This window comes from Millisia brevis NBRC 105863, from assembly GCF_001552615.1.
GTDB classification, from domain to species: domain Bacteria; phylum Actinomycetota; class Actinomycetes; order Mycobacteriales; family Mycobacteriaceae; genus Millisia; species Millisia brevis.
The window spans coordinates 22,940-46,987 of record NZ_BCRN01000008.1 but is presented as its reverse complement, the minus strand read 5'-3'; the positions used below and the strand labels follow the sequence as shown (position 1 = coordinate 46,987).

Sequence of the window (24,048 nt, the reverse complement as noted above, 5' to 3'; positions counted from 1 at the left end):
TTCGCTGGTGACGCACGACGACCCCGGACCCAACAGTTCGGGGTTCGAGACCGTAGCCGACGCGCCCAGCCTCTTCGATCTACGCCACAGGTGGATCACCCTGGCGGCGATCGTGCTGATCTTCCTGGTGGCTTTCGAGAACCTCGCGGTCACGACGGCGATGCCGGTGATCAGTACCGCCCTCGACGGTGAACGCCTGTACGCGTTGGCCTTTGCCGCCCCGCTCGCCACCGGGGTGATCGGCATGGTGGTGTGCGGTCTGTGGTCGGACCGATCCGGGCCGCGTATTGCGCTGTGGACGTCGATCGCACTGTTCGTGTCCGGGTTGGTGATCTGTGGCCTCGCCCCGACGATGGACGTTCTGGTGGCCGGTCGGCTGATCCAGGGTTTCGGCGGTGGGGCGCTCAACGTGGCGCTCTACGTCCTTGTCGCTCGGGTGTATCCGGATCGGCTGCACCCGGCGATCTTCGGCGGATTTGCCGCCGCCTGGGTGCTGCCCGCACTGATCGGGCCGGCGATCGCCGGCTTCGTCGCCGAGCGCATCGGCTGGCCCTGGGTCTTTCTCGGCGTGGCTGCCCTGGTGATTCCGATCATGGCGGTACTGATTCCGGTACTGCGGCCGCTCGACCTCGACTCCCCGCCTGCCGGCCGGCTCCGCACGTCGATCCGCCCGGTGCCGTTTGCGATCCTTGCTGCCGCAGCGATCCTGGTGCTCAGCATCGTCGCCGAACACCCAGGTATCGGGATCGTCGCCGCTGCCGTGGCAGCGATGGTCGCGCTGCTCGCCACCCGGCCGTTGCTCCCGCCGGGCACATTGCGCGGGCGGCCGGGACTGCCCGGCGTGGTGCTGGTGCGCGGTCTGGCCGGTTCCGCGGTCATGGTTGCCGACGTCTACATCCCGTTCCTGTTGACCGATCGCTACGGCTTCTCGGCGGTGCTCGCCGGTCTCACATTGACGATGAGCGGGGTCGCCTGGGGATTGGCGTCCCTGGCACAGGGATACTGGAGCGAGCGGATCAGCCACCGGCACGCGATCCTCGGCGGCGCCCTGACGGTGTTCGCGGGAACCGCGCTCGTCGTCGTGACCGCCTGGTGGCACCTTCCGCCGGTGCTGGTCACGGTGTCGTGGACGATCGCCGGCGGCGGGATCGGACTGATGTACCCGCGGATCAGCACCTCGGCGCTCGCCCTTTCCACCCCGACGACCAAGGGATTCAACTCGTCGGCGCTGTCGGTGGCCGATTCGTTGGGCACCGCGCTGATCCTCGCGATCGCCGGCGCCGTCTTCGGTCTGATCACCTACCGAACCGGCTCGTTCACCGCCGTCTTCACGATCACCGCCGTGCTCGCCCTCGGCGCGGTGCTCGTCGCCGCGCGGGCCACCGCCGGCCGGGCCCTGCAACCAGTCGAGCCCAACCCGGGTCCGGGCTGATCAGTCCCAATCCGGCCTGGTGGTCGGAAAAAGTTGTGGAGCAACACTTTGTGGGGTGCGCCCAGTATGGTGGCCTCCGCCAATAGGTCGAGCGGATCGCGGGCTGCGCTCCGAGGTTGCACGGACGCCCGTAGGCCGTACGAGAATTGCTCACGTCGGCGTGCCGATCACGGCGCCCGCGGGATCAGGGGGAGGCGCGTGGCATCGGAAGACTTCGAGGCAGCGGAGATCCGGAAGTTCATCGAGCTCGTACAGACGGGAGCGGCGCAGGAGCAGTTTGCCGCTCCTATAACCGATATGGACAGTATGGATGACCTCTGGCGGCGACCCGAGCCGCAGCTTCTCCCCGTCCCGGCGACGGTGCAGGGTTTCCGACTCCGGATCGACCTGCAGCGCGCGAAGCCTCCGGTCTGGCGCCGTATCGAGGTACCCGGCGACATCACGCTGCCCCGGTTGCACGAGGTGATCCAGGCGTCGATGGGGTGGACGGACAGCCACCTGCACCGCTTCCGCACGGGCAACGGCCGTAACGCACCCGAATTCCTCACCCAGTTCGATCTCGACGACGGCGACGAGGGCATGCTCGAAATCGACGTGCGGCTCGACCGGATCCTGTCCGCCACGGGCGACCGACTCTGGTACGACTACGACTTCGGCGACAACTGGGAGCACGTACTGCGCGTTGAGAAAGTTCTCGACACACCTCCCCCGGCCGCCGTGTGCATCGCTGGAAAGCTGGCCTGCCCTCCGGAGGATTGCGGCGGCATCTGGGGCTACGACGAACTCGCCGATTGGGTGCGCGGCGACTACGCCGAGGCACTGCGACCCGAAGTGTTCGACAGCACCGCGGACGGACGCGACTGGCTGCCCGACGGCTGGCACCCCGATGCGTTCGACATCGATGAAACCAACCAGCTGATCGCCATGGTCACCGCCGAGCCGGTCGCTGTCGTCGAGGAACTCGCGTCGCTGCTCGAGCTTTCACGAAACCGCGGCACACGCGGTCTGCGCGATGCTCTCGCGCATCCGTCCGCTCACGGCCCGACCGAGATCAGCGCGGATGCGGCGGTCGAGCTGACCGAGCCGTTCCGCGTGCTGCTCGACGTCATCGGCGGCGGTGCGCCCCTTACCGGCGCAGGATACCTGAAACCGGCCGACGTCGAGCAGATCGCACAGCGCACCGGCATCGCCGACTGGTGGATCGGGAAGGCCAACCGCGAAGACCTCACCTGGCCGATCGCGGACCTGCGTGCCTCGGCACGAGCACTGGGGCTCGTGTCCGTCCGCAAGGGACGGATCGCCCCGACCCGACTGATCACCGACCACACGGGCGACGCGCAGGCGATACTGCGTCACATCATCAACCGCCTTCCGCTCGGCAGGGATCCAGCCGACAGGCATGCCGGCTGGGCAGCCCTCGCCGTGGCCGGGAGCGAGACGCCGGTTCAGTTGTGGGACGAAAACATCAGCTCGCTCATGTACGAGCTCGGCTGGCGCAGCGGCGGCAATCCCTACGGCGGACCTCCAGCCGACAGCCCCACGCTCGATGTGCTCCGACTGCTCGCGGGCGCCGCACGCAAGGGCCCGCGGGCGCACGGCGTGAACCACTCCGTCGCCGCTCTGGCCCGAGCAGTCATACAGACATAAGGCGAGACGACCGACGACGCGAAACTCGTCCCCAGCACCGATGCGCAATGCAGCGGGGAGGTCGACGACGACGCCGGCCACTGCACTGCGGACCGAGGTGGCCGCCGATGTGACCCGGTTCGCAGACGAACTCGACGAGGACGGCCAGCGGCTGGTGATCCGCAACGGCGATCACCGGGAACGCGCGATCCTCAGTCAGCCACCCGCCGGTTCCAGATCCACCGTTCCGCCGGCACTCGCCCGGGCGGCGTCAGCCAGCCGCCGGTAGGCACCGTCGGCCGCGTAGAGCTCCTCGTGGGTGCCCTGCTCGACGATCCGACCGTCGTTCATCACCAGGATCAGGTCGGCGTCCCGAATCGTCGACAACCGGTGCGCAATCACGAAACTCGTCCGGTCCTGCCGGATCGACGCCATCGCCTGCTGCAGCAACCGCTCGGTGCGGGTGTCGACCGAGCTGGTCGCCTCGTCCAGGATCAGCACCGACGGGTCGGCGATGAACGCCCGCGCGATGGTGATCAGCTGCTTCTCACCCGCGCTGACACCCCCACCGCCCTCGGTGATCACCGTGTCGAGCCCCTCGGGCAGCGAATGCGCGAAGCGGTCGACGTAGCTGACCCGAGCCGCCTCCTCGATCTCGGCGCGGGTGGCGCCGGGGCGGCCGTAGGCGATGTTCTCGGCGATCGTGCCCTCGAACAGCCAGGTGTCCTGCAGCACCATTCCGGTGCGCTCCCGCAGCTGGGCCCGGGTCATCTGCGCGGTGTCGGCACCGTCGATGGTGATCCGTCCGGAGTCGATGTCGTAGAACCGCATCAACAGATTGACCAGGGTGGTCTTGCCGGCGCCGGTCGGACCGACGATCGCGACCATCCGACCCGGCTGCGCCACAAAGGACAGGTCCTCGATCAGCGGCCGCTGCGGGTCGTAGCGGAAGGACACGTGGTCGAACTCCACCCGCCCGGTCCGCCCCTCGGGCACCACCGCGTCGACCGCGTCGGGGCTCTGCTCGTCGGCGGTCAACACGTCGAAGACCCGCTCCGCCGAGGCGACACCGGACTGCATCTGGTTGACCATCGCGCCGATCTGGGTGAGCGGCTGGGTGAACTGCCGGGAGTACTGAACGAACGCCTGCACATCGCCGAGCGTCATCGTGCCCGACGCCACCCGCAGACCGCCGAGGACCGCCACCAGCATGTAGTTGATATTTCCGACCATCATCAGCAGCGGCATGATCATCCCGGAGATGAACTGGGCGCGCCAGGACGACTGGAACATCTGCTCGTTCGACCGGGCGAAGGTCGCCGCGATCTGTGCCTCGCGCCCGTAGGCGGTGGCCAGTTCGTGGCCGGAGTAAGCCTCCTCGACGATGCCGCTGACCTCACCGGTACTGCGCCACTGGTTGACGAAGTGCGGCTTGGACCGCCGCGCCACCAGGGCGGTGATGATCACCGATACCGGGATGCTGATCAACGCGATCAGCGCCAGGGTCGGCGAGATCCAGAACATCATCACCACGATGCCCAGCACGGTGAACACCGAGGTGAGCAGCTGGCTGAAGGTCTGCTGCATCGCCTGCGACAGGTTGTCGATGTCATTGGTGACCCGGCTGAGCAGGTCGCCGCGCGCGTGGGTGTCGAAGTATCCGAGCGGCAGTCGGTGGATCTTGGCCTCGACGTTGGAACGCAGCCGGCGCATCGTGCGCTGGACGGCGAGGTTGAGCGCGAGGCCCTGCCACCAGCCGAGCAGCGCGGCGATGGCCACCAGGACGATCGCGAGGATCAGCGTGCGGCCGACGGCGTCGAAGTCGATACCGACACCGGGCACCGCATTGGTGCCGGAGACCATATCCGCGAGCTGGTTCTGGCCCTGTTCGCGCAGGCCGGCGATCGCCTGCTCCTTGCTGATCCCGGCGGGCAGCGTCGAGCCGATCAGGCCGTTGAAGACCAGGTCGGTGGCGTGGCCGAGGACCTTCGGGATCACGACCGTGCACACGACGCTGCCGAGGACGCACAGCACCGCCAGCGCGAGGAGGAAGCGCTCGGGCTTCAGCCAGCCGAGCAGGGTGGTCGCCGAGGCGCGGAAGTTGCGGGCCTTGGAACCGGGGGCTTGCGGGTTCATTCCGGGACGGGTCACGGCGCACCCACCGAGGACAGCTGAGACTCGACGATCTCCGAGTAGACCGGACAGGATTCGACCAGCTCCGCGTGTCTCCCGTCCCCGACGACCGCCCCGTCCTCGAGGACCAGGATGCGGTCGGCGTCGATGATCGTGGCGATCCGCTGGGCGACGACGATCACCGTCGCGTCGGCGGCCGCGGGGCGCAGGGCCGCGCGCAGAGCCGCGTCGGTGGTGGTGTCCAGGGCGGAGAAGGCGTCGTCGAAGAGGTAGATCGCCGGACGGCGAACGATGGCGCGCGCGATCGACAGGCGCTGGCGCTGGCCGCCGGAGACGGTGGTGCCGCCCTGGGAAACCGGCGACTCGAGCCCCTCGGGCATCGCGCGGACGAAGTCCTCGGCCTGCGCGATGCGCAGCGCCTCCCAGAGTTGCTCGTCGGTGGCATCGGGGTTGCCGTAACGCAGGTTGTCGGCGATCGTGCCGGAGAACAGGTAGGCCCGCTGCGGGACCAGCCCGATCCGCGATCGCAGCGCCGCCGGGTCGAGTTCGCGAACATCGACCCCGCCGACGCGCACCTGACCGGCGGTGACGTCCATCAGCCGCGGGATCAGGTTGATCAGCGTGGTCTTGCCCGAGCCGGTGCTGCCGATGATCGCGGTGACCGTGCCGGGGGCCGCATCGAAGCTGATCCCGTCGAGGACCGGGCGCTCGGCGCCGTGGTAGCTGAATTCGACGTCGTCGAAGACGATCCGACCGGCCGATTCGGTCATCTCCCGCGGGTGCTCCGGGGCGGTCACGGTCGGCCGGGTGGAGAGCACCTCGTCGATGCGTTGCGCGCACACCGCGGCACGCGGCGCCATCATCGCGACGAACGACGTCATCATCACCGACATCAGGATCTGCATGACATAGGACATCAGCGCGGTCAGCGCGCCGATCTGCATGCCACCGTCGTCGATCACGTGGCCGCCGAACCAGATCACCCCGACGATCAGCAGATTGGCGATCATCATGACGATCGGGAACATCACCGCGAACAACCGGCCGGCGCGCAGGGCGACATTGGTCAGGTCGACATTGGCGGCTTCGAAGCGCTCGGCCTCGTAGTCCTCGCGCACGAACGCCCGCACGACCCGGATACCGGTGATCTGCTCGCGCAGCACCTGATTGACCCCGTCGATCCGCGACTGCATCCGCCCGAAGATCGGCGTGAGCATCACGATCAGCACGCCCATCGAGATCGCCATCAGCGGGACGCCGATCGCCAGCAAACCGGACAGTCGCAGGCTCTGCCGCAGGGACATCACGATCGCGCCGACGCACATGATCGGCGCCATCACGAGGATCTGCGTCGACATCATCATCAGCAGCTGCACCTGCTGAACGTCGTTGGTATTGCGGGTGATCAACGACGGGGCACCGAACCGGCCGACCTCGCGCGCGGAGAAGGTCTGTACCCGATCGAGGATCGCGGCGCGCAGGTCGCGGCCGGCGGCCATCGCCGCGCGGGCACCGCACCAGGCGCCGGCCACCGAGCAGACCACCTGCACCAGGGTCACCGCGAGCATCCACCGGCCGGTCGACCAGATGTATCCGGTATCGCCGACGGCGACGCCGTAGTCGATGATGTCGGCGTTGAGGACCGGTAGATACAGAGCGGCGGCCGTGGCGATCGCCTGGAGGACCAGGACCCCGACGAGCAGCGTGCGGTACGGCCGCAGGAAGCGCACGGCCAAACGGATCAGTTCCATGATTTCTCCGACGGTACCCCCACCCTCCGACGCGGCCCGACCGATTTTCGTGATGCCCCGTTTGCCCGTTTCTGCTGCGGCGACGGGCCGGCGGTCCGACCGGCCCGAGGACGCAACCCGCGCGCCGAACCGCCCCGCGACACCACCGAAACATCCGAGATGCGGTGTTCGTGTAACCGCGCGTACCCGGCAGTAGTACCTTCTGTGACGTGCCACACACGACGCGGGGATCGTCCCGGCATCCCTCCACCTCCGGCCTGCGACGCCGGGTCCGATCGGCGGTCACCGTGCTGACCGCCGGACTGCTGGTCGCGATCGTCGCGCCGCCCGCCGTCGCCGCACCCACCCGGCCCGACCTGGCGCAGCAGTGGACCGCCACCCACGACGACGCCGGCGCCTACCCGTCGGTGGCGATCGACTGGGACGTGCCGATCACGATGAGCGACGGGGTGCAGTTGCGGGCGAACGTCTACCGCCCCGCCGGCGCCGACGGCGTGGCGATCGCCGATCCCACACCGACGATCGTCAACCTCACGCCCTATACGAAGATGGTCTCCGGTCTGGTCGGCGCGGTCTACGACCAACCGGCGATCTCCGACGGGCTGGTCGACTTCGTCAACGGCATCAACCTGTCGGGGACGCCGGTCAGCGGGATCGGCGAACTTGTCGGGGTGCTCGGCGGCGGCGGGATGCGCAACTTCGCCGTCGACTACGACCTGATCCGCGCCGGCTATACCCAGGTGGTCGTCGACGTGCGGGGTACCGGCTTCTCGCAGGGGATCTGGCAGGTATTCGGCGAGCGCGAACAGCAGGACACCGTCGAGGTGATCGACTGGGCCTCACACCAGCCGTGGTCCAACGGCCGGATCGGTATGAGCGGGGTGTCCTACTCGGCGATCAATCAGTTGCAGGCGGCCGCCCGGCAACCCGCGGCGCTGCAGGCGATCGTGCCGGTCGAAGGCGGTCGCGACATCGTGCGCGATATCGTCGCGCCGGGTGGCGGCTTCGCGGTCGGTTTCGTCCCGGCGTGGCTGGCATTGGTCAACGGCACCAAGTGGCTGCCGAACGTCCAGTCGATCCTGCAGGGCACCTTCGACTGGAGATGGTTGACCGACCGCCAGGCGAGCCCGCTGACGTTCACCGACCTGATGATTCAGGCGCTGACCGTTCCCGACCTGCAAACGATTCCACCGGAGTTGAGCGGCTTTCTCACGTCGGGGTCGCCGGTGCGGGAGTCGCTGCTGACCGATACCTCCCGCATCCGCACACCGATGTTGGCGTACGGCGGGTGGCGCGACATCTTCCACGACGCGATGGTGCAGACCTACGCGTCGTCCCCACTCGAACCGGGTCGCAAGCAGCTGGTGGTCGGCGATACCTACCACCTGAACTTCGGCAGCGATCTCGGTCGGCCGGGTTCACCGCCGCGCCTGGACGTCTGGCAGCGGGCCTGGTTCGACCACTGGCTCAAGGACATCGACAACGGTGTCGACCGCTACGGCCCGGTGACGCTGCAGCAGAAGGGCACCGGCGACTGGATCACCGCGCCGAACTTCCCGCGGCCCGGGATGACCTACCAGCGGCTCTATCTCGACGGCACCCCGAGCGGGACGGCGCCGCATGCGGTCGCCGACGGCAGCCTGATCGCCCAGCCGCCCGGCGCGTCGGACCGCCTGACCGTCGCTCCGAATCTGTCGACGGTCTGTTCACCGGACGCGGCCGTGGCACTGGCCGGTGCGGCCGCGGTGATCGACGCCTGCGGGTCGGACAGCCGGATCGCCGAGGGGGCGGCGCTGACCTTCACCACCGCACCGGTGGCGGCGGCGACCGAACTGTCGGGGCCGATCGGGGTGCGGCTGAACACCGTGCACGACACCACGGACGGCTATTGGGTGGTCACGGCCAACGATGTTGCCCCCGACGGCACCTCGGCGATGCTCTCCTCCGGTCAGATGACCTCGTCGCTGCGGGCGATCGACGACGGCCTGAGCACCCGGGCGCCGAACGGCGACTACACCCGCCCGGTCCCCTATCTGACGCTCGACCGTCTGCAACCGGTGATCCCCGGCGTGCCGACCACCCTCGATATCGGCCTGCCCGCCACCGACGCGGTTCTCGCGCCGGGGCATCGCCTGCGGGTCGACGTCTGGGCGTCCGATGTACCGAAGTCGATCATGCTGCGCCCCTTGCTGAACGCCGCACAGCTGGCGCCCCAGCATCTGCAGCTCGATCCGAACGCTCCCAGTTACCTCACGCTGCCGGTTTCCCGCCCGGTCGGTTGAGCGTGCCGCCGGATCGGTCGGCCGCCCTCGGGTCGAGCGATCACAGATAGGGCGGGAACTGCCCCTCGGCGGTGACTCCGGAACCATTCCACCGGTAGGTCACCGTCGAGGGGCCTCCCTGCGGGGAACTGAACGGTTCGTCGCCGACGATCCAGCGGTACCGCGCGGTGACGGCATCGGGCGTGACGTCGATGACGCTGGTATACGACGTCGCTGCCGCCGTCCCGGTGCCCAGGTACGTGCCGTGATGGAAGAACAGGATCTGGGTGGGCGATCCGGCCGTCGCGTACTGCACGTCGACCTGCAGATAGGACAGGTCCGGGCAGGCATCGATCGGATCGGTGCTCGCCTCACGAATCGCCCACCCGACGTTGCCGATGCCGTCGTCGACCCCGGCCAGGATCGACCACACCGCGGGCGACGAGGGATCGAGGCATAGTCCGTTGCCGGCGGCCGGGCCCAGCCCGGCCGTGGTGTCCGGCGCCGGCGCGGCGCCCGAACCGGAGCTCCCGGACCCAGCGGAACCGGTATCGCCCGAGGCGTTCCCGCCGGACCCCGAAGACGGCGTATCGGCAACGGGAGTTCCCGCCGCGCCCCCGGCCGCGCCGGAGTTCCCGACGCCGCTCGACGCTCCCGCTCCGGAACTCGCGGCGGTCTCGCCGACGGTCGCCGGCGATGCCGACGTCGTACTGCCGGGCGCCGGTGCGGTAGCCGCGACGGTCGGTGTCGTTCCCGAGTCGGCGGCACCACATCCGGTCACCAGAACGAGTGCGCCCAGAATTCCGGCGAGTATCGATCGTTTGTGGAACATGGAGATACGACTCCTTCGAGGTATTGCGTGCGACGTATTTCGAGCGAATTCCGCGGCCACGTTCACCTCGGATATCCTCCGCATATCGGGGCGCGTTACTCGAAATGCCGCTGTTCCAGCCTCATTACGCCACGCGAACGACATATTCGACGATCCGATTCGCCGCCGTCGATTACCTGCCACGGCTGCCGACAATCACCCTCTACGCATAGCCGGACACAACCGGATAACGATATGGGACCCATTGCGAGAAGAGGGAAGCGCTAGGGAGCGGGCGCCACCCAGGCCCGGCGGGCATCCCGCACCTGCGCGAGATCGGCGCAGCCGAGCAGCAGCAGGTTCTCGCGGAGGTCGGCGATCAGTGCGTGCCCCATATCGGCGACGCTCGTCGCACCGCCCGCGGCCAGCGCCCAGATGACCGGTCTGCCCACCAGGACGGCGTCGGCGCCGAGTGCCAGGGCGACCAGGATGTCGGCGCCGGACCGCAGCCCGCCGTCGACCAGCACCGGCACGCGACCGTCGACGGCGGCGACCACCTCGGGCAACGCGGCGGCGGTCGAGACGGCACGGTCGAGCTGCCGGCCGCCGTGGTTGCTGACGATGATCCCGGCCGCACCCGCATGGAGCAGCCGCGCGACGTCGTCGCCGCGCAGCACGCCCTTGACCAGAACCGGCAAGCCGGACAGGTCCGCGAGTCGACCGATCTCGGCCGGTCCGATCGTCGGATCCTGGGCCAACGCGGTGTGCTGGGGAAGCCCGCCGCACAGATCGAAGCCGATCCCGGGCGGCATCTGGGAGACCGCTTCCGGCGGACCGTTCGGCAGGCGGTGTTTGGCGGACACCACCGGGGTATCACCGGTCAGGACCAGCGCGGTCGCGCCGGCGTCGACCGCGCGGCGCACCAATTCGTCGGTGATCGCCCGCGCGCGCATCGTGTAGACCTGAAACCACCAGGGCCCGTTGGCGGCGGCCCCGACGTCCGCGAGCGACCAGCTCGCTCGCGAGGAGATCACCGACAGCAGTCCGGCCGATCGGGCGCCGCGGCGGGTGGCGACCTCGCCGTCCGCGTGCGCGAGGCCCTGATGCGCGGTCGGCGCGAACAGAATCGGCGCGGCCAGCGATGCGCCGAGCAGGTCGGTGGTGATGGCGACCTCGTCGATACCGGCCAGCACTCGGGGCCGCAGGCGGCGGTCCTGCCAGGTGCGCGGTGCCTCGGTCAGCGCGGTCTCGCCGACCGCGCCGGTGGCGAAATAGGCAAAGACCTGTTCGGAAAGCAGATCCGCTGCCCGTCGACGGTGGTCGGCGAGCAGCGGATGCATGGTGACATCGTACGGGCGTCACGCTCCGATGACGGCGGGCTCCTTTGTGCGGGAGCGGGCGGCCCCCAGTCCCCAGAGCGCGAGTCCGGCGACCAGCCAGATGGTCAATGCGGTCACCGGTCCGGCGATACTCGCCTCCGGGAAGTAGGCGACAAGTCGGACCAGGCTCGCGCCCGCTCCCGGCGGCATCCACTGACCGATCGTGCTCCACGGCTCCGGCACCAACAAGGGGGAACTCGCCGCACCGGAGAGCGGATTGCCGATCAACATCATCGTGACGGCGCCCAGGCCGACGCCGACGGTTCCCAGCAGGGTTCCGAGCCCCAGCACGGCCGCCGCGGACGCGCCGACGGTCAACGTGGTCGCTGCCGCCACGGCGAGATAGTGCGCGTCGATGACACCGAGCCACCACATGACCGCGGGGAACATCAGACCGGCCGCCGCCGAACCGACCACGATGAGGATCAACCGCTGCCGACCGGCAAAGGCGAGGACGGCGACCGCACCGAGGGCGATCCCCGCGATGATGTACGGGAAGGTGCCGGCGGCCAGGCCGGAGGCGCGCACATCGGAACTCGGCGGGGCGACCACATCGGTCACGGTGGGCGCGCCGGTGGTCGTTCCGGCCCCGGCGATCTGCGTGACCATCTGCGACAGCGCCGGCGACGCGGCACTGGCGACCAGCACCTCGGTACCATTCGCGGATACGACGAGAGCTCCCTCGGCACTGCGGGTTTCGATATTCGTGATCGCGGCGTCCCGACTGTCGACCGACTGGAGGGAGACCCCCTCGTGACCGGCGGCGGCCGCTTGCATCTGTTCGACCACCGCGGGTGGGGCGACGACATCGATCGTCACGTCGTGCGGGCGCGCGTTGACCGCCAGCGCCACGAAGATCGCCAGGACCGCGGACAGGACGAGCGGAACGATCAGGCCGGCGGCGACGGCGCGGACGCCGGCGGGCGGGGTGTGACCGGTGTCGGGGCGGTCGACGACCGACGGCGAGGTGGTTGTCATGACGGTCTCCATAATAAAGAAGGAACATTCGCTTTTGCGATGCCCAGTGTGCGCCCGGGATCCGACAGGTGTCAAGAACGAACATTCGCTTTAGGATGGGCTCGTGCCGAAGGTCTCCGAGGAACACCGTGAACAGCGCCGCCAACAGATCATGCGAGCGGCGGTGACCTGCTTCGCCCGATCGGGGATCCACACCACGTCGATGGCCGAGGTCATCGCGGAATCCGGGCTCTCCGCCGGCGCGGTCTACCTGTACTTCCGCTCGAAGGACGAGATGATCGCCGCGGTCGCCGAGGACTTCCTCCAGGGGATCCTCGCCACCCTGGAGAGCAGCTTCGACGTCGATCCGCCGCTCAGCCCCGCCGAGATCGCCTACGCATTGCTCGGCCGCGTCGTCGGTACCGACGAGCGCGCGCCGCTGCGCAATCTGCCCCTGCTGATGTCGGTCTGGGGCGAGGGGGCGAGGGATCCGGCGATCCATCGGCTCACCACATTCTGGATCACCGATCTGCGACGACGCATCACCGACGCCCTGCAGCGCTACGAATCCGCCGCCGGGCTGCGGATTCCTGCCGACACGCTCGCACCGGCGGTGATGGCCCTCGTCCAGGGCTTCCTCATCCAGACCGCGCTCGGCGGCAACCCCGACCTCGACCAGTACCACGTCGCGGTCGGCGCGCTCCTCGACCCGGTGCGGTCCGACGGCGCCGCCACGTCATCCGCGCCCCCGACCGACTCCGCATCCGCGGCCGATCAACAATCCGAGCAACCCTCAACCGCCGCGGCGGGCGCCGTTTAGCATCGACGGCGTGCGCGCGATCACGATTCCCGAATTCGGTGACGAGCAGGTCCTGACCCTAGCCGATGTCCCCGATCCGACACCCGGCCCCGGCGACGTGCTGATCGACGTCGCAGCCGCAGGCGTCAATCGTGCGGATTTGTTGCAGCGCAAGGGCTTCTACGATCCACCGGCAGGCGCGTCACCGTTGCCCGGGCTGGAGGTCAGCGGTACGGTCGCGGCGGTGGGTGCCGACGTCACCGACTGGCGGCCCGGCGACCGGGTTTGCGCGCTGCTGACCGGCGGCGGCTACGCGCAGCAGGTTGTCGTCCCGGCCGGGCAGGTACTGCCCGTCCCGGAGGGTGTGGACCTCGTCGACGCCGCGGGGCTGCCCGAGGTGGTCTGCACGGTGTGGTCGAACGTCTTCGACACCGCGCGATTGCGGGCGGGCGACGTGCTGCTGATCCACGGCGGCTCGAGCGGGATCGGCACCATGGCGATCCAACTCGCCGTCGCCGCGGGCGCGACCGTCGCGGTCACCGCGGGGACCGCCGCGAAGCTCGACGCCTGCCGCGACCTCGGCGCGACCATCCTGATCAACTACCGCGAAGAGGACTTCGTCACCGAACTGTCCCGTCTGACCGATGGTCACGGCGCCGACGTCATCCTCGATGTGATCGGCGCAAAGTACCTCGACCGCAACGTTTCCGCCCTCGCCGACGGCGGCCGGCTGGTGGTGATCGGACTGCAGGGCGGGGCGACGGCGGAGCTGAACCTCGGCAAGCTGATGGCCACCCGCGGATCGGTCATCGGAACCACACTGCGCAGCCGGACGGATGCGGACAAGGCCCGCGTCGTCGCCGGGGTACGCGAGCAGGCCTGGCCGCTGATCGAGGCGGGCACGGTGCGGCCGATCATCTTCGAGCGCGTTCCGTTCGCCGAAGCGCCACGGGCACACCGCATCCTGGCCGATTCGCACCACGTCGGCAAGGTGCTGCTCGTCCCCTGACGCGCCGCGGCGGTCAGTATCCGGCGTCGACCACGTACCGCGGTTGCTCGCCGCTATCGAGGCGACCGACCTGCTCGCGCAACAGCTTTGCCGCCCGATGCTGCCAGCCGAGTGCGCCGCCACCGACGTGCGGGGTGATGATCAACCCCGGCTGCGCCCACAGCGGATGGTCGGCCGGCAGCGGCTCGGGGTCGGTGACGTCGAGTCCCGCGCGCAGCCGGCCGGCTGCCAGCTCCGCGACCAGGGCGTCGGTGTCGACGATCGGACCGCGCGCGACGTTGACCACGATCGCACCGTCCGGCAGAGCAGCGAGCCATGTCGCGTCGAGCAGCCCGGTGGTGGCGGCGGTCAACGGCAGCGCGACGATCACCACATCGGTCTGCGGCAACAGCGCCGGCGCGTCGTCGAGGGTGACCTCGCCGGTCCGCGAGACGCCGGTGACCCGCGCGTCGAGGGTCTCGAGGGTGTCGATCACCCGGTTGCCGATGTCGCCGGTGCCGAGCACCAGGACCCGCTTGCCGGCCAAGCTGTTCGGCCGGAACCGATCCCACTCGTGGCGGGCCTGCTGCTCGGCGCTGCGCGGCAGATCACGGATCAACGCCAACGTCAGGGCGATCGCCATCTCGGCGGTGCTGCCGCCGTGGATGGTCTTGCCGGAGCAGAGCGTCACCCCGTCGGGAATCATGCTCGGCCACGGATCGACCCCCGCGGACATCAACTGCACCACGCGCACGGCGGGGGCGATCGACAACATGTCGCGCACGTGTTCGGGGGCGTGCGCGGGGCCGTAGACCGGCGCCCACACGACCACGTCGTCACGTGGCGGGGGACGCGGTTCGTCCCAGACGAAGACGTCCAGGTCGTCCAGCAGTTCCGCGACATCGGATTGCACGGCGAGCACCGTCATGACGGCAACTGTACTGCGCGCCGCGGATCGGTCCGCGACGATTCGCCGGGCTAGCGGTGGCGTTCGATCGTCCCGATGCGCGACGGCTGCGTTCCGAGATCGGTCGCGGACAGCGGGGTGATCTCGATGCGCCGCATCTCGTCGGCGCCGACGTTCGGGCCGGTGGACACCAGGGCGGTCAGCACGGTGGTGTCCTCGCGTTGTTCGATCCACGGGTCGGCCAGCGCGACCTCGACGGCGTTGTAGCGGGCGGCTGCGGTCACGGTGCCGACGTACCGGATCACCCCATCGGCCGCATCGTCGGACCGGCTGAAGGCCACCCGCCCGTCGGGCAGGCGCTGGGCCCCGTCGCGTGCGGTCACCGATCCGCCGGCCGCGGCGGACGGACCGATCACCCCGGAGGCATCGAGGATCAGATCCGCGGTCGGCTCCGGTGGGGTCAGCGGGCCCGGTTCGGTGGAGTAGTCGATCGGGACGAACAGTTCCTCGGCCGCGTTGACCGCCCCGGCCGCCGGGTACACGTAGATCCCCCACCGGTCGCCGGGCGTGGTTGCCGGTGGGTCGACAACGACGGTGGCGGTGAACGTTCCGTCGGCATCCATCGGTTGCGCCACCCGCGCGATCGAGCGGTACATGTCGATCGGGACGCGGGGGATCGACCCGCGCGCGTCGGGGGTGATCAGCCACGCCATCCGATCGTGCGGGTGCGTACGGGTGGCCGCCGGGGCGTCCGCGCTGGGTTGCCACGTCTGCGGGAAGGCGCTGTAGAGGGCGTACACCCCGTTGGGTTGTCCCGGCGGGATCGGGAAGGGATATCCACCGCGGTTGGCGCCCGGGTCGAATCCGGTGCCGTGCACCAGCAGAACGTCGCCGCGATGCACGGCCCGCCCGTCGATCGCGGACCCGTCGGCAAAGGTCACCCGGATGCTCGGGTTCTCGACGATCGCGGGGAAGCCGGGCGCATCGTTCGGGATCACCGGAACCGCATCCGCGGTGGGCACCTGTCCCGCGATCGGACCGGTGAGCACCACCGCCAGCACGCAGATTCCGGTCACGATCACGCGCATATCGGTCACCCGGGGCATATCGGTCACCCTAGGTGTTCTTCCCGGGGAGGTTGTGGGCGGTGATGCGGTCGATGGGTGTTTTGCCGTCGATGCCTGTGTGGGGTCGGTGGTGATTGTATTCATGGACCCAGGCCTGGTAGGTGGCGGCGCGGGCGTCGTCGGAGAGGTAGGTGTGGGCGTAGGCCCATTCCTGGTTCAGGGTGCGGTTGAACCGTTCGACTTTGCCGTTGGTTTGCGGCCGGTAGGGCCTGGTTCGTCTATGTGCGACGCCTTCACCGAGAGTGCCCGCGAACAGCTTTGAGCGGTAGCATGATCCGTTGTCCGTGAGGACACGTTTGACGGTGATGTGGTGGTGATTGAAGTAGGCGTTCGCGCGGATCCAGAACGCGGACGCGGTTTCCTTCCGCTCATCGTCGAGGATCTCCGAGTACGCCAGGCGGGAGTGGTCGTCGACCGCGTGGTGGATGAACGCGTAGCCGCGACCCTGTTTCTTGTTGTTGCGGCCACCAATGGTGCGGCCGAGCTTGCGGTGCCCGCCACCGTCGGGGATCCGGCCGAGTTTCTTGATGTCGACGTGGATCAGTTCGCCGGGCGCGTCGTGCTCGTAGCGGACCGGCCGGGGCCGCCGGACCGGCAGGCCGGTGTTCTGATCAAGGTGCCGCAACAGGGGCATCTTGTAGCGTCGTAGGACCGCTCCGACGGTGCTGCGGGCGAGCCGCAGATGGTAGGCGATGCGATGCGGACCCCAGTGGCGTGTGAAGCGCAGGTTGATGATTCGCCGTTCGGTCTTGGTTGGGGTGCGCCGGGGACTGCGTCGTGGGCGGCTCGAGCGGTCGATCATCGCCGCCGCTCCGCCGGTCCGGTACCGATCGGCCCACTTCTTCGCTGTGGTGGGCGAGCACTGGAAGCGTTCCGCGGCGCGGCGGATCGTCCACCCCTCGACGACGATGGTCATCGCGAGTTTCAATCTGCCCTTCGGGGCGAGCAAGGCGTTAGCGTGGGACATGAGGACCTCTGGTGGTCGGCGTGTGTGTGGTAACCACACCGATACCGGAGGTCCTCACCTATTGACCGGAGCCACACCGTCCACAACGTCCCTGGTCATTACACCGTCGCGGGGCCGGGCGACGGGCCCGCTTCCTTCCGCCGTCGCGGCGGTGGCGCCGTGAGACCATCGTTCGGTGGCGGAGGATGCGACCTCGCAGACCGGGACTGCGACCGACGAGTCGATGCTGACGGTGATCATCGCGTTCACGATGAACGTGCTGGTCGCCATCGCCAAGACGATCGCGGCGGCGATCACCGGTTCGGCGGCGATGGTCGCCGAGGCGGCGCATTCCTGGGCGGACGCGGGCAACGAGATATTTCTGCTGATCGCCGAGCGCCGCGGCGGTCGCGGGCGCGACCTGCGCCACCCCTTCGGCTACGGCCGCGAGACCTATATCTGGTCGATGTTCGCCGCCTTCGGACTGTTCACCGTGGGCGCGGTTGTCTCGGTGATGCACGGGATCTCGGCGCTCACCGCGCCGGAGGACGAGACGAACTACACCGTCGGATACATCGTCCTGGCGATCGCCGCCGTGCTGGAAGGCATCTCGTTCCTCCAATCGGTACGGCAGGCCCGCGCGGGTGGGCGGCGACTGTCGATGCACCCGCTGCGGTTCGTCTCCCGCACCTCCAACACCACGCTTCGGGCGGTCTTCGCCGAGGACGCCGCCGCCCTGATCGGCCTGGCGATAGCGGCCTCCGCCATGGCCCTGCATCAGATCACCGGCAACCCGATGTGGGACGCGGTCGGCTCGATCCTCGTCGGCATCCTGCTCGGGGTGATCGCGGTCTTCCTGATCCAACGCAACGGCGAATTCCTGCTCGGCAAGCCGGTGCTGCCGGCGATCCGGGTGCAATTCCTGCGCGCGCTGCTGGAGCACAAGGAGATCGACCGGGTCACCTATCTGCACGTCGAATACGTCGGACCGAACCAGTACTACCTGGTGGCGGCGGTCGATCTGGTGGGCGATCAGGTCGAACACACCGTCGCGGTGCACCTGCGGGCCCTGGAGGCCGAGATCGAACGCAATCCCGCCGTGATCGAGGCGGTCCTGACGCTGGCCACCGCGGAGGAGCCGACGCTGACGCTGCCGGATCTGTTCGACCCGCAGACGACGACGCGCCCGACCGGCCGGAACCGATCGGGCGCGTCCGAGTCGCCGAAGGCGTAGGAACTACGGCGCTCAGGCCGGTCGATCCTCGTGCTCGATCCCGGCGTGTTCGCGACCGTGCTCGAAACGCAACAGCCGCAACGCATTGGCGATGACGATCAGCGTCGACCCCTCGTGCACCAGCACCACCGGCCCCATATCGAAACCGAGGATCGACAGCGGCACCAGGGCGACGACGATCGCCAACGAGAACACCAGGTTCTGGCGCACGATCCGCGTGGTGGCGGCGCTCAACCGCATCAGGAACGGCACCCGGCCGATGTCGTCGCCCATGATCGCGACATCGGCGGTCTCGAGTGCGGCGGCCGATCCCGCTGCCCCCATGGCGATTCCGACCGACGAGTTGGCCATCGCCGGCGCGTCGTTCACCCCGTCACCGACCATCGCGGTGATCGCGCCATCGCGGGAGAGCAGCTTGATCTGCTCGACCTTGTGCTCGGGCAGCAGACCGCCGAGAGCCGAATCGACACCGACATCCCGACCGACCGCGTCCGCCACGCGCTGGTTGTCGCCGGAGATCATCACCAGTGACGACACCCCACCGTCGCGCAGGGCCTCGATGACCGGCCGGGCCTCGGCGCGCGGGGTATCCATCACGCCCAGGACGCCCAGGGGACGCCCGGCGCGCGCGACGATCATCGTCGTGCATCCGGCGGCCTGCAGGGTCTCGACCATCGGCCGTACGCCGTCGACGTCGATGCCCGCGTCGGCGAGCAGCAATTCGGTGCCGATCAACACCTCGTCACCCTCGACGATGCCGCGCACCCCCCGACCGGTCACCGAGGCGACATCGACCGCCGTCGGCGCGTCGGCATGCCGAACGGCCAGGCCCTCGACGATCGCCACCGCCAACGGGTGGTCGCTGAGCCGCTCGACCGCGTAGGCGGTGCGTTCGAGTGCGAGACGGTCGACGCCGTCCATCACCTCGGTGGCGACCAGGCGTGGGGTGCCCCAGGTCAGGGTGCCCGTCTTGTCGAACGCGATCCGGTCGACCTTCCCGAGCAGTTCCAGCGGCCCGCCGCCCTTGACCAGCAGTCCGGCCCGTGCGGCGCGGGCGACGCCCGAGAGCACCGCCGCCGGGGTCGCGATCGCCAGGGCGCACGGCGACGCCGCGACCAGCACGACCATCGCTCGGTAGAAGCTGTCGGCGAACGGCTCGTCGACGAACATCCAGCCGATCCCCATCACGGCCAGCACGGTCGCGATCACGGCCGGGACGTACCAGCGCTGGAAGCGGTCGATGAAGCGCTGGGTCGGCGACTTCGCCTGCTCGGACTCCGCAACCAGGGTCACCACCCGCGCGAGCGTGGTGTCGCCGACGTTGGCGGTGGCGGCCACCTCGAGCAGGCCGGAGCCGTTGATCGTGCCGGCGAAGACGCGCGCGTGGACCGGCACGTGGCCGCCGGCGAGGGCCCGCTGCGGGTCGTCGACCGGCTGCTTGCCGACCGGGATGCTCTCCCCGGTGATCGGCGCCTGATCGACCGACGAGGTGCCGGCGACGACGACGCCGTCCACCGCGATCCGGGCGTTCGGCTTGATGACGACGATGTCGCCGATCGCCACCTCCGCGGTCGGGCGTTCGACGATCTCGCCGTCGTCCTGCTTGACCAGCGCGGTCGCCGGCGCCAGCTCGGCGAGCGCCTCGATCGAGCGCTTGGCGCGGCCCATCGCGTACTCCTCGAGCGCGTGGCCGATGCTGAACAGCGCAAGCAGCACCGCCCCCTCCGCCCAGCGGCCGATGCTCGCGGCGCCGACCGCGGCGACCAACATGAGGAAGTCGACCTCGAAGCGTCCGCGCAGGGTCGAGGTGATCGCGGTGCGGACGGTGAAGAAGCCGCCGAAGAAGAAGGTCGCCAGGAAGAGGATCAGGGCGATCCGCTGCTGGTCGAAGGCCAGGTCCGCGGTGAGCCCGATCAGGTAGGTCACCACGGCGGTGATCGCGAAGCCCAGTTCGAGGGCCGCGTTCCCGCCGTGACCGTGCGCGTGGGTATCGGCGTGGGCGCTGCCGGTGGGTCTGGTGGAGGTGTCGTTCGCTGACATACCTTCACGCTAGATCAACACATGCATACATTGCAATATATTGATGAACAACGATCGGGGCGGCACCTCCCGCGCGAGAAGTCCGGGTTGTCACCGCCGTATGGCACGCTTCCGACCATGGGAGATCGCCCCGACGTGCCGGCCCGCGTCCTGCGCCGTCTCGACGCCATCGTGCTGCCGTTGCCCGAGGTGGTGCGGGAGAGCGCCTGGGTCGGGGTGCGCTGGCGGGTCCGGGGTGCCACCATCGCCCACGTCTTCGGGGGCGAGGATCAGCTGCTGCGCATCGTTTTTCGTGCGGAGCCGGGCGAGGTCCTCGCCTTCGAGAATCTCGGCGACCCGTACTTCCGCACCGAGTGGGGCAGCAATGTTGTCGGCATGATCCTCGACGACCGCACCGACTGGGAGGAGCTGCGCGAGGTGCTGACCGACAGTTACTGCGTGCAGGCGCCCGCGGAGTTGGCCGGCGCCGTCGACCGTCCTCCGGCGGCCGACTGAGCGAGGGGTAGCCCTCCGCCGGGGTTACTCGCTCTCGGCGGCCGCCCGAATCAGTGCGGCGATCGCGACGTCGATGATCTCCGCGCGATCGTCGAGGTCGGGTACCTCGGTCAGCGGTATCCATCGCGCGAAGTCGGTGGTACCGCCGACCTCGGTGGTTCCCAGCGTTCCACCGACGATGGTCGCCGCGAAGATCAGGCGCTGCGAGCGGACCGGCAGCGTTCCGTCCGCCGCCGGGCGCAGCAGGAAGCCGTCGCCCACGATGGGTCCGGCGACCACCTCGTAGCCGGTTTCCTCGTACACCTCCCGCACGAGGGCCTGCGCCAGGCTTTCCTCGAACTCGACGCCGCCGCCGGGCAACGTCCAGGCCGGGTGTCCGCGCTCTCCCCCGTTGAACCAGGTCAGCAGGATCTCGCCCGCGTCGTTGACGATCAACGCGTACGCGGCCAACCGCACGTGGTATTCGGAATAGTGCATGCAAAAAGCATAGGTAGCGCGGTCTTCCGTCGCCGGTTACGCCGCGAATCGGCCGTCTACCCGGCGGGCACCGGAGTGCGGCCCGGGCCCGACCTTCGGGTGATCCTCCAGACGATCGCGCAGACGCCGATCAGCAGGGCGCACAACACCAGGACCAGCGGTGAACCCGTGCCGACGGAGCGGTCCCATCCCGCGGCGAAGTCGGCCCACAGCACCAACGCGAGCAGAAAGGCGAGCGTGTTGTTGACCGCGTGGATCACGACGGCGATCTCGAGCCCGCCGCTGCGCCAGGTGATCAGGCACAGGGTGGCACCGAAGATGAAGTAGTACAGGTTGAGCCACGGGTCGAGGGCCAGATGCGACACCGTGAACAGCACGCTCGACAGCAGCACGCCGATGACCAGGCCCACCGCCGGAGTGCGCCCCCAGCCACCGCCGACCCGGAAGGCGAGCCCGCGGAATCCGTACTCCTCGGCGGCCGCCTGCAGCGGTGTCAGCAGGACGGTCACCACGAAGAGGGCGATCAGGTCGGCGACGCTCCAGGGGATGCTGTCCGTCGGCGTCAGGGCGGTGACGACGGCCAGCCCGACCGTCCACAGCGGGACAACCACCGCCAGGCAGCGGCCGAAGATCTCCCAGCGGAAGACCGACAGCACCGAGTGCAGCGAGGCGGCGGGAACACGGTAGAGCCATAGTTGAATCACCATCGCCCAGGGCAGGATCACGGCGATGCCGAGCAGGGACGCGGCGTGCAGTGCGGGGGTGTACCCCGCGCCGCCGAGCAGCACGCTGTCGTTGCCCAGTACCGCGTCGATGCCGGCGCCCCCGATGCCGATGATCATCCCGATGATCAGCATGCCGGCGAACAGCAGAACGAGCGCCGCGATACCCCGCCCGATTCCCGGTTTCCGAGCGGCGTACACACGGTGGTACTCGACGCCGGCCGGCAGCGTCACCGGTGCCGGCGCGGCACTCGGTGGCGGGTGACCGCCGCTCGCCCAGCCCGCGGGAGGTCCGTAGTGGACTCCGGTACGCGGCGGTTGCGACGGAAACGGCTGCGACGGTGGGTATGCCGACGGTTCGATGTTCTGCGGATCGTTGGCCATCAGAGCATTGTGTCAGGCCGACCGGCCGGTGCGGGCTACCCGCGGGACTCGGTGCTCCACAGCGCCAGCAGCGAGCCGGGGCCCACCGGCCGCGCGCCGACCGCTTCGACGCGGGAGCGCAGTTCGCGGTCGGCGGTGACCACGACGACGTCGACATCATCGGGACTCTCGCGTCGAAGCCGTTCGGCCAGTTCGACGATCGTGGCATCACCGTCGGCGGGGGCTCGCACGATACGCAACCGACCGTCGTCGGAAATCCCGTCGGCGCGGGCCGCAACACCCTCGAGTACCAGGTGAACCATGGGGTCGTCGCCACCTCCGTCGCCGCCTATACCGGCGAGCGCGGAGGGCTCGTCCCGCACAACCGCGATCAGATGGTCCGCCAATCTCCGGGCTGCTCCACCACGATCGCGCCACCATCCGTCCGGCCGCGAACCCACCACGTTCGCTCCATCCACGATCACCTGCCGGGTCACCGATTCCATGGGGTCAGTCAAGCAGCAGCCGGCACGCGAACACTATTGAAAAGTAAACATATTTCCGGATTCCGGAGAAGTGTTCCGGACTTACGGGAAGGGAATGCGATCGCCTCTCGTCGAAGACGCGACATACGACGAATTGCAGACAATTCTAGCAGGAATGCCCGGGTGGTGGGGTCTCCACCCGGGGGCGGGGTGGGATTGATCTCGAGTGCCGGTCACGCCAGGCGGACAGGAATAGAGTGGAAATGAGTGGAGATGCAACGGAGCATCTTCCCCGAAAGGAGTTGTCATGTCGGCAGAAAACCCGGCAGCAGGGACCACCACAACGGCCCCCCTTCCTTCCGGGGAGGTGGACGCATCGGCACCGTTGCTCGAATTGTCGGGCGTGGATATCGCCGCCGGCGACACGTTGATCTGCCGCGACATCTCCCTGACCATTCGCCCCGGCGAATGCCATATCCTTTTGGGCCCGAACGGTTCCGGAAAGTCGACCCTGCTCGGCGGCGTCATGGGCATCCACCCGTTCCGCATCGTCTCCGGCACCGCCCGCCTGGCGGGCCGGGATATCGCCGAGATGACCGTCGACGAACGGGCCCGTGCCGGGGTGGGGATGGCCTTCCAGCGGCCGCCGCACCTCAAGGGGGTCAGCGTCGAACGGTTCGCCCACGCGATCCGCGCGAAGGCCGCACTCTCCTCGGCAGCAAGCGATCTCGGGCTGACGCATCTGCTCGAGCGCGACGTCAACGCCGGCTTCTCCGGCGGTGAGGCCAAGCGCTGGGAGGTGCTGAAGCTGGCCCTGCAGGGCCCGTCGCTATGCCTGCTCGACGAGCCGGAGTCCGGTGTCGACCTGCAGCACGTCGGCGTCGTCGGCGATGCGGTCAACCGGCTGCTCTCCGAGCCGGATCGTTCCGGGCAGCCCCGCGGCGCCCTGGTGATCACCCATACCGGGTTCATCCTGGACTCGCTGCAGGCCGATATCGCCCACCTGCTGGTCGACGGTCGGATCGTCGCGTCGGGTGACCCGCGCGAGATGCTCGACTCGATCCGCCGCAACGGCTACCGCGCGGCCTGACGTTCGCGTCGGCCGCATCGGAGCC

Annotated in this window: 20 protein-coding genes; 8 read left to right on the top strand and 12 right to left on the bottom strand. The window is 69.0% G+C overall.

What is annotated here, in order from left to right:
* Positions 1-7 precede the first annotated feature (7 nt).
* Together MB1_RS12695 and MB1_RS25100 are read left to right on the top strand one after the other, a co-directional pair.
* Positions 8-1,432, top strand: coding sequence for an MFS transporter (locus MB1_RS12695; RefSeq protein WP_066907577.1), 1,425 nt, complete (start codon positions 8-10; stop codon positions 1,430-1,432).
* 198 nt (positions 1,433-1,630) lie between these two features.
* A complete protein-coding gene (locus MB1_RS25100; RefSeq protein WP_245650167.1) occupies positions 1,631-3,079 on the top strand; it encodes a plasmid pRiA4b ORF-3 family protein in 1,449 nt (482 codons plus the stop codon).
* Positions 3,080-3,274: 195 nt separating this feature from the next.
* Here the strand turns inward: MB1_RS25100 and MB1_RS12685 are convergent, their stop codons facing one another.
* Positions 3,275-5,194: an ABC transporter ATP-binding protein gene (locus tag MB1_RS12685; protein ID WP_084351671.1), complete on the bottom strand. Its 1,920-nt coding sequence runs from the start codon at positions 5,192-5,194 to the stop codon at positions 3,275-3,277.
* An 11-nt stretch (positions 5,195-5,205) separates the two neighbouring features.
* Positions 5,206-6,942, bottom strand: a complete 1,737-nt coding sequence (locus MB1_RS12680; RefSeq protein ID WP_066907572.1) for an ABC transporter ATP-binding protein — start codon at positions 6,940-6,942, stop codon at positions 5,206-5,208.
* Positions 6,943-7,151: 209 nt separating this feature from the next.
* Here MB1_RS12680 and MB1_RS12675 point away from each other — a divergent pair, with 209 nt between their 5' ends.
* Positions 7,152-9,224 (top strand): CocE/NonD family hydrolase, encoded by a 2,073-nt coding sequence (locus tag MB1_RS12675; protein ID WP_245650166.1) that lies wholly within the window; start codon positions 7,152-7,154, stop codon positions 9,222-9,224.
* Between the two features lie 40 nt (positions 9,225-9,264).
* Here MB1_RS12675 and MB1_RS12670 read toward each other — a convergent pair whose 3' ends face one another.
* From MB1_RS12670 to MB1_RS12660, 3 genes are all read right to left on the bottom strand, one after another.
* Positions 9,265-10,035, bottom strand: coding sequence for an LppP/LprE family lipoprotein (locus MB1_RS12670; RefSeq protein ID WP_066907569.1), 771 nt, complete (start codon positions 10,033-10,035; stop codon positions 9,265-9,267).
* A 263-nt stretch (positions 10,036-10,298) separates the two neighbouring features.
* Entirely contained in the window at positions 10,299-11,354 is a 1,056-nt protein-coding gene (locus tag MB1_RS12665; RefSeq protein ID WP_066907566.1) for an alpha-hydroxy acid oxidase, read from the bottom strand.
* A gap of 18 nt (positions 11,355-11,372) precedes the next feature.
* Positions 11,373-12,371 carry an ABC transporter permease gene (locus MB1_RS12660; RefSeq protein ID WP_157084049.1) on the bottom strand — a complete coding sequence of 333 codons (999 nt, stop codon included), beginning with the start codon at positions 12,369-12,371 and terminating at the stop codon, positions 11,373-11,375.
* A gap of 103 nt (positions 12,372-12,474) precedes the next feature.
* Between MB1_RS12660 and MB1_RS12655 the strand changes: the two genes are divergently transcribed.
* Entirely contained in the window at positions 12,475-13,170 is a 696-nt protein-coding gene (locus MB1_RS12655; RefSeq protein ID WP_066907562.1) for a TetR/AcrR family transcriptional regulator, read from the top strand.
* Positions 13,171-13,180: 10 nt separating this feature from the next.
* Complete coding sequence (locus MB1_RS12650; protein ID WP_066907560.1) at positions 13,181-14,158, top strand: NAD(P)H-quinone oxidoreductase; 978 nt, start codon at positions 13,181-13,183, stop codon at positions 14,156-14,158.
* A 13-nt stretch (positions 14,159-14,171) separates the two neighbouring features.
* On the opposite strand, the gene MB1_RS12645 is transcribed toward MB1_RS12650, so the two are convergent.
* From MB1_RS12645 to MB1_RS12635, 3 genes are read right to left on the bottom strand one after another with little or no spacing between them, the layout of a single operon-like run.
* Entirely contained in the window at positions 14,172-15,065 is an 894-nt protein-coding gene (locus MB1_RS12645; protein ID WP_066907558.1) for an NAD(P)-dependent oxidoreductase, read from the bottom strand.
* A gap of 50 nt (positions 15,066-15,115) precedes the next feature.
* The gene (locus tag MB1_RS12640; RefSeq protein ID WP_245650179.1) at positions 15,116-16,150 is read right to left on the bottom strand and encodes an HtaA domain-containing protein; all 1,035 of its coding nucleotides are present in this window, start codon (positions 16,148-16,150) and stop codon (positions 15,116-15,118) included.
* Between the two features lie 10 nt (positions 16,151-16,160).
* Complete coding sequence (locus MB1_RS12635) at positions 16,161-17,138, bottom strand: IS481 family transposase (protein WP_066907556.1); 978 nt, start codon at positions 17,136-17,138, stop codon at positions 16,161-16,163.
* Positions 17,139-17,361: 223 nt separating this feature from the next.
* Here MB1_RS12635 and MB1_RS12630 point away from each other — a divergent pair, with 223 nt between their 5' ends.
* Positions 17,362-18,351, top strand: coding sequence for a cation diffusion facilitator family transporter (locus MB1_RS12630; protein ID WP_084351714.1), 990 nt, complete (start codon positions 17,362-17,364; stop codon positions 18,349-18,351).
* A gap of 12 nt (positions 18,352-18,363) precedes the next feature.
* Here MB1_RS12630 and MB1_RS12625 read toward each other — a convergent pair whose 3' ends face one another.
* The gene (locus MB1_RS12625; RefSeq protein ID WP_066907554.1) at positions 18,364-20,391 is read right to left on the bottom strand and encodes a heavy metal translocating P-type ATPase; all 2,028 of its coding nucleotides are present in this window, start codon (positions 20,389-20,391) and stop codon (positions 18,364-18,366) included.
* 117 nt (positions 20,392-20,508) lie between these two features.
* Here MB1_RS12625 and MB1_RS12620 point away from each other — a divergent pair, with 117 nt between their 5' ends.
* On the top strand, positions 20,509-20,886 hold the full coding sequence (locus MB1_RS12620; RefSeq protein WP_066907552.1) for an MmcQ/YjbR family DNA-binding protein: 378 nt from the start codon (positions 20,509-20,511) through the stop codon (positions 20,884-20,886).
* A 24-nt stretch (positions 20,887-20,910) separates the two neighbouring features.
* On the opposite strand, the gene MB1_RS12615 is transcribed toward MB1_RS12620, so the two are convergent.
* The 3 genes from MB1_RS12615 to MB1_RS12605 are packed head-to-tail and all read right to left on the bottom strand — an operon-like array spanning position 20,911 to position 22,954.
* A complete protein-coding gene (locus tag MB1_RS12615; RefSeq protein WP_066907549.1) occupies positions 20,911-21,363 on the bottom strand; it encodes an NUDIX hydrolase in 453 nt (150 codons plus the stop codon).
* Between the two features lie 56 nt (positions 21,364-21,419).
* Complete coding sequence (locus tag MB1_RS12610; RefSeq protein ID WP_084351667.1) at positions 21,420-22,469, bottom strand: CPBP family intramembrane glutamic endopeptidase; 1,050 nt, start codon at positions 22,467-22,469, stop codon at positions 21,420-21,422.
* Between the two features lie 35 nt (positions 22,470-22,504).
* Entirely contained in the window at positions 22,505-22,954 is a 450-nt protein-coding gene (locus MB1_RS12605) for a hypothetical protein (RefSeq protein ID WP_066907546.1), read from the bottom strand.
* Between the two features lie 286 nt (positions 22,955-23,240).
* Between MB1_RS12605 and MB1_RS12600 the strand changes: the two genes are divergently transcribed.
* Positions 23,241-24,023, top strand: a complete 783-nt coding sequence (locus MB1_RS12600; protein WP_084351665.1) for an ABC transporter ATP-binding protein — start codon at positions 23,241-23,243, stop codon at positions 24,021-24,023.
* Positions 24,024-24,048 lie beyond the last annotated feature (25 nt).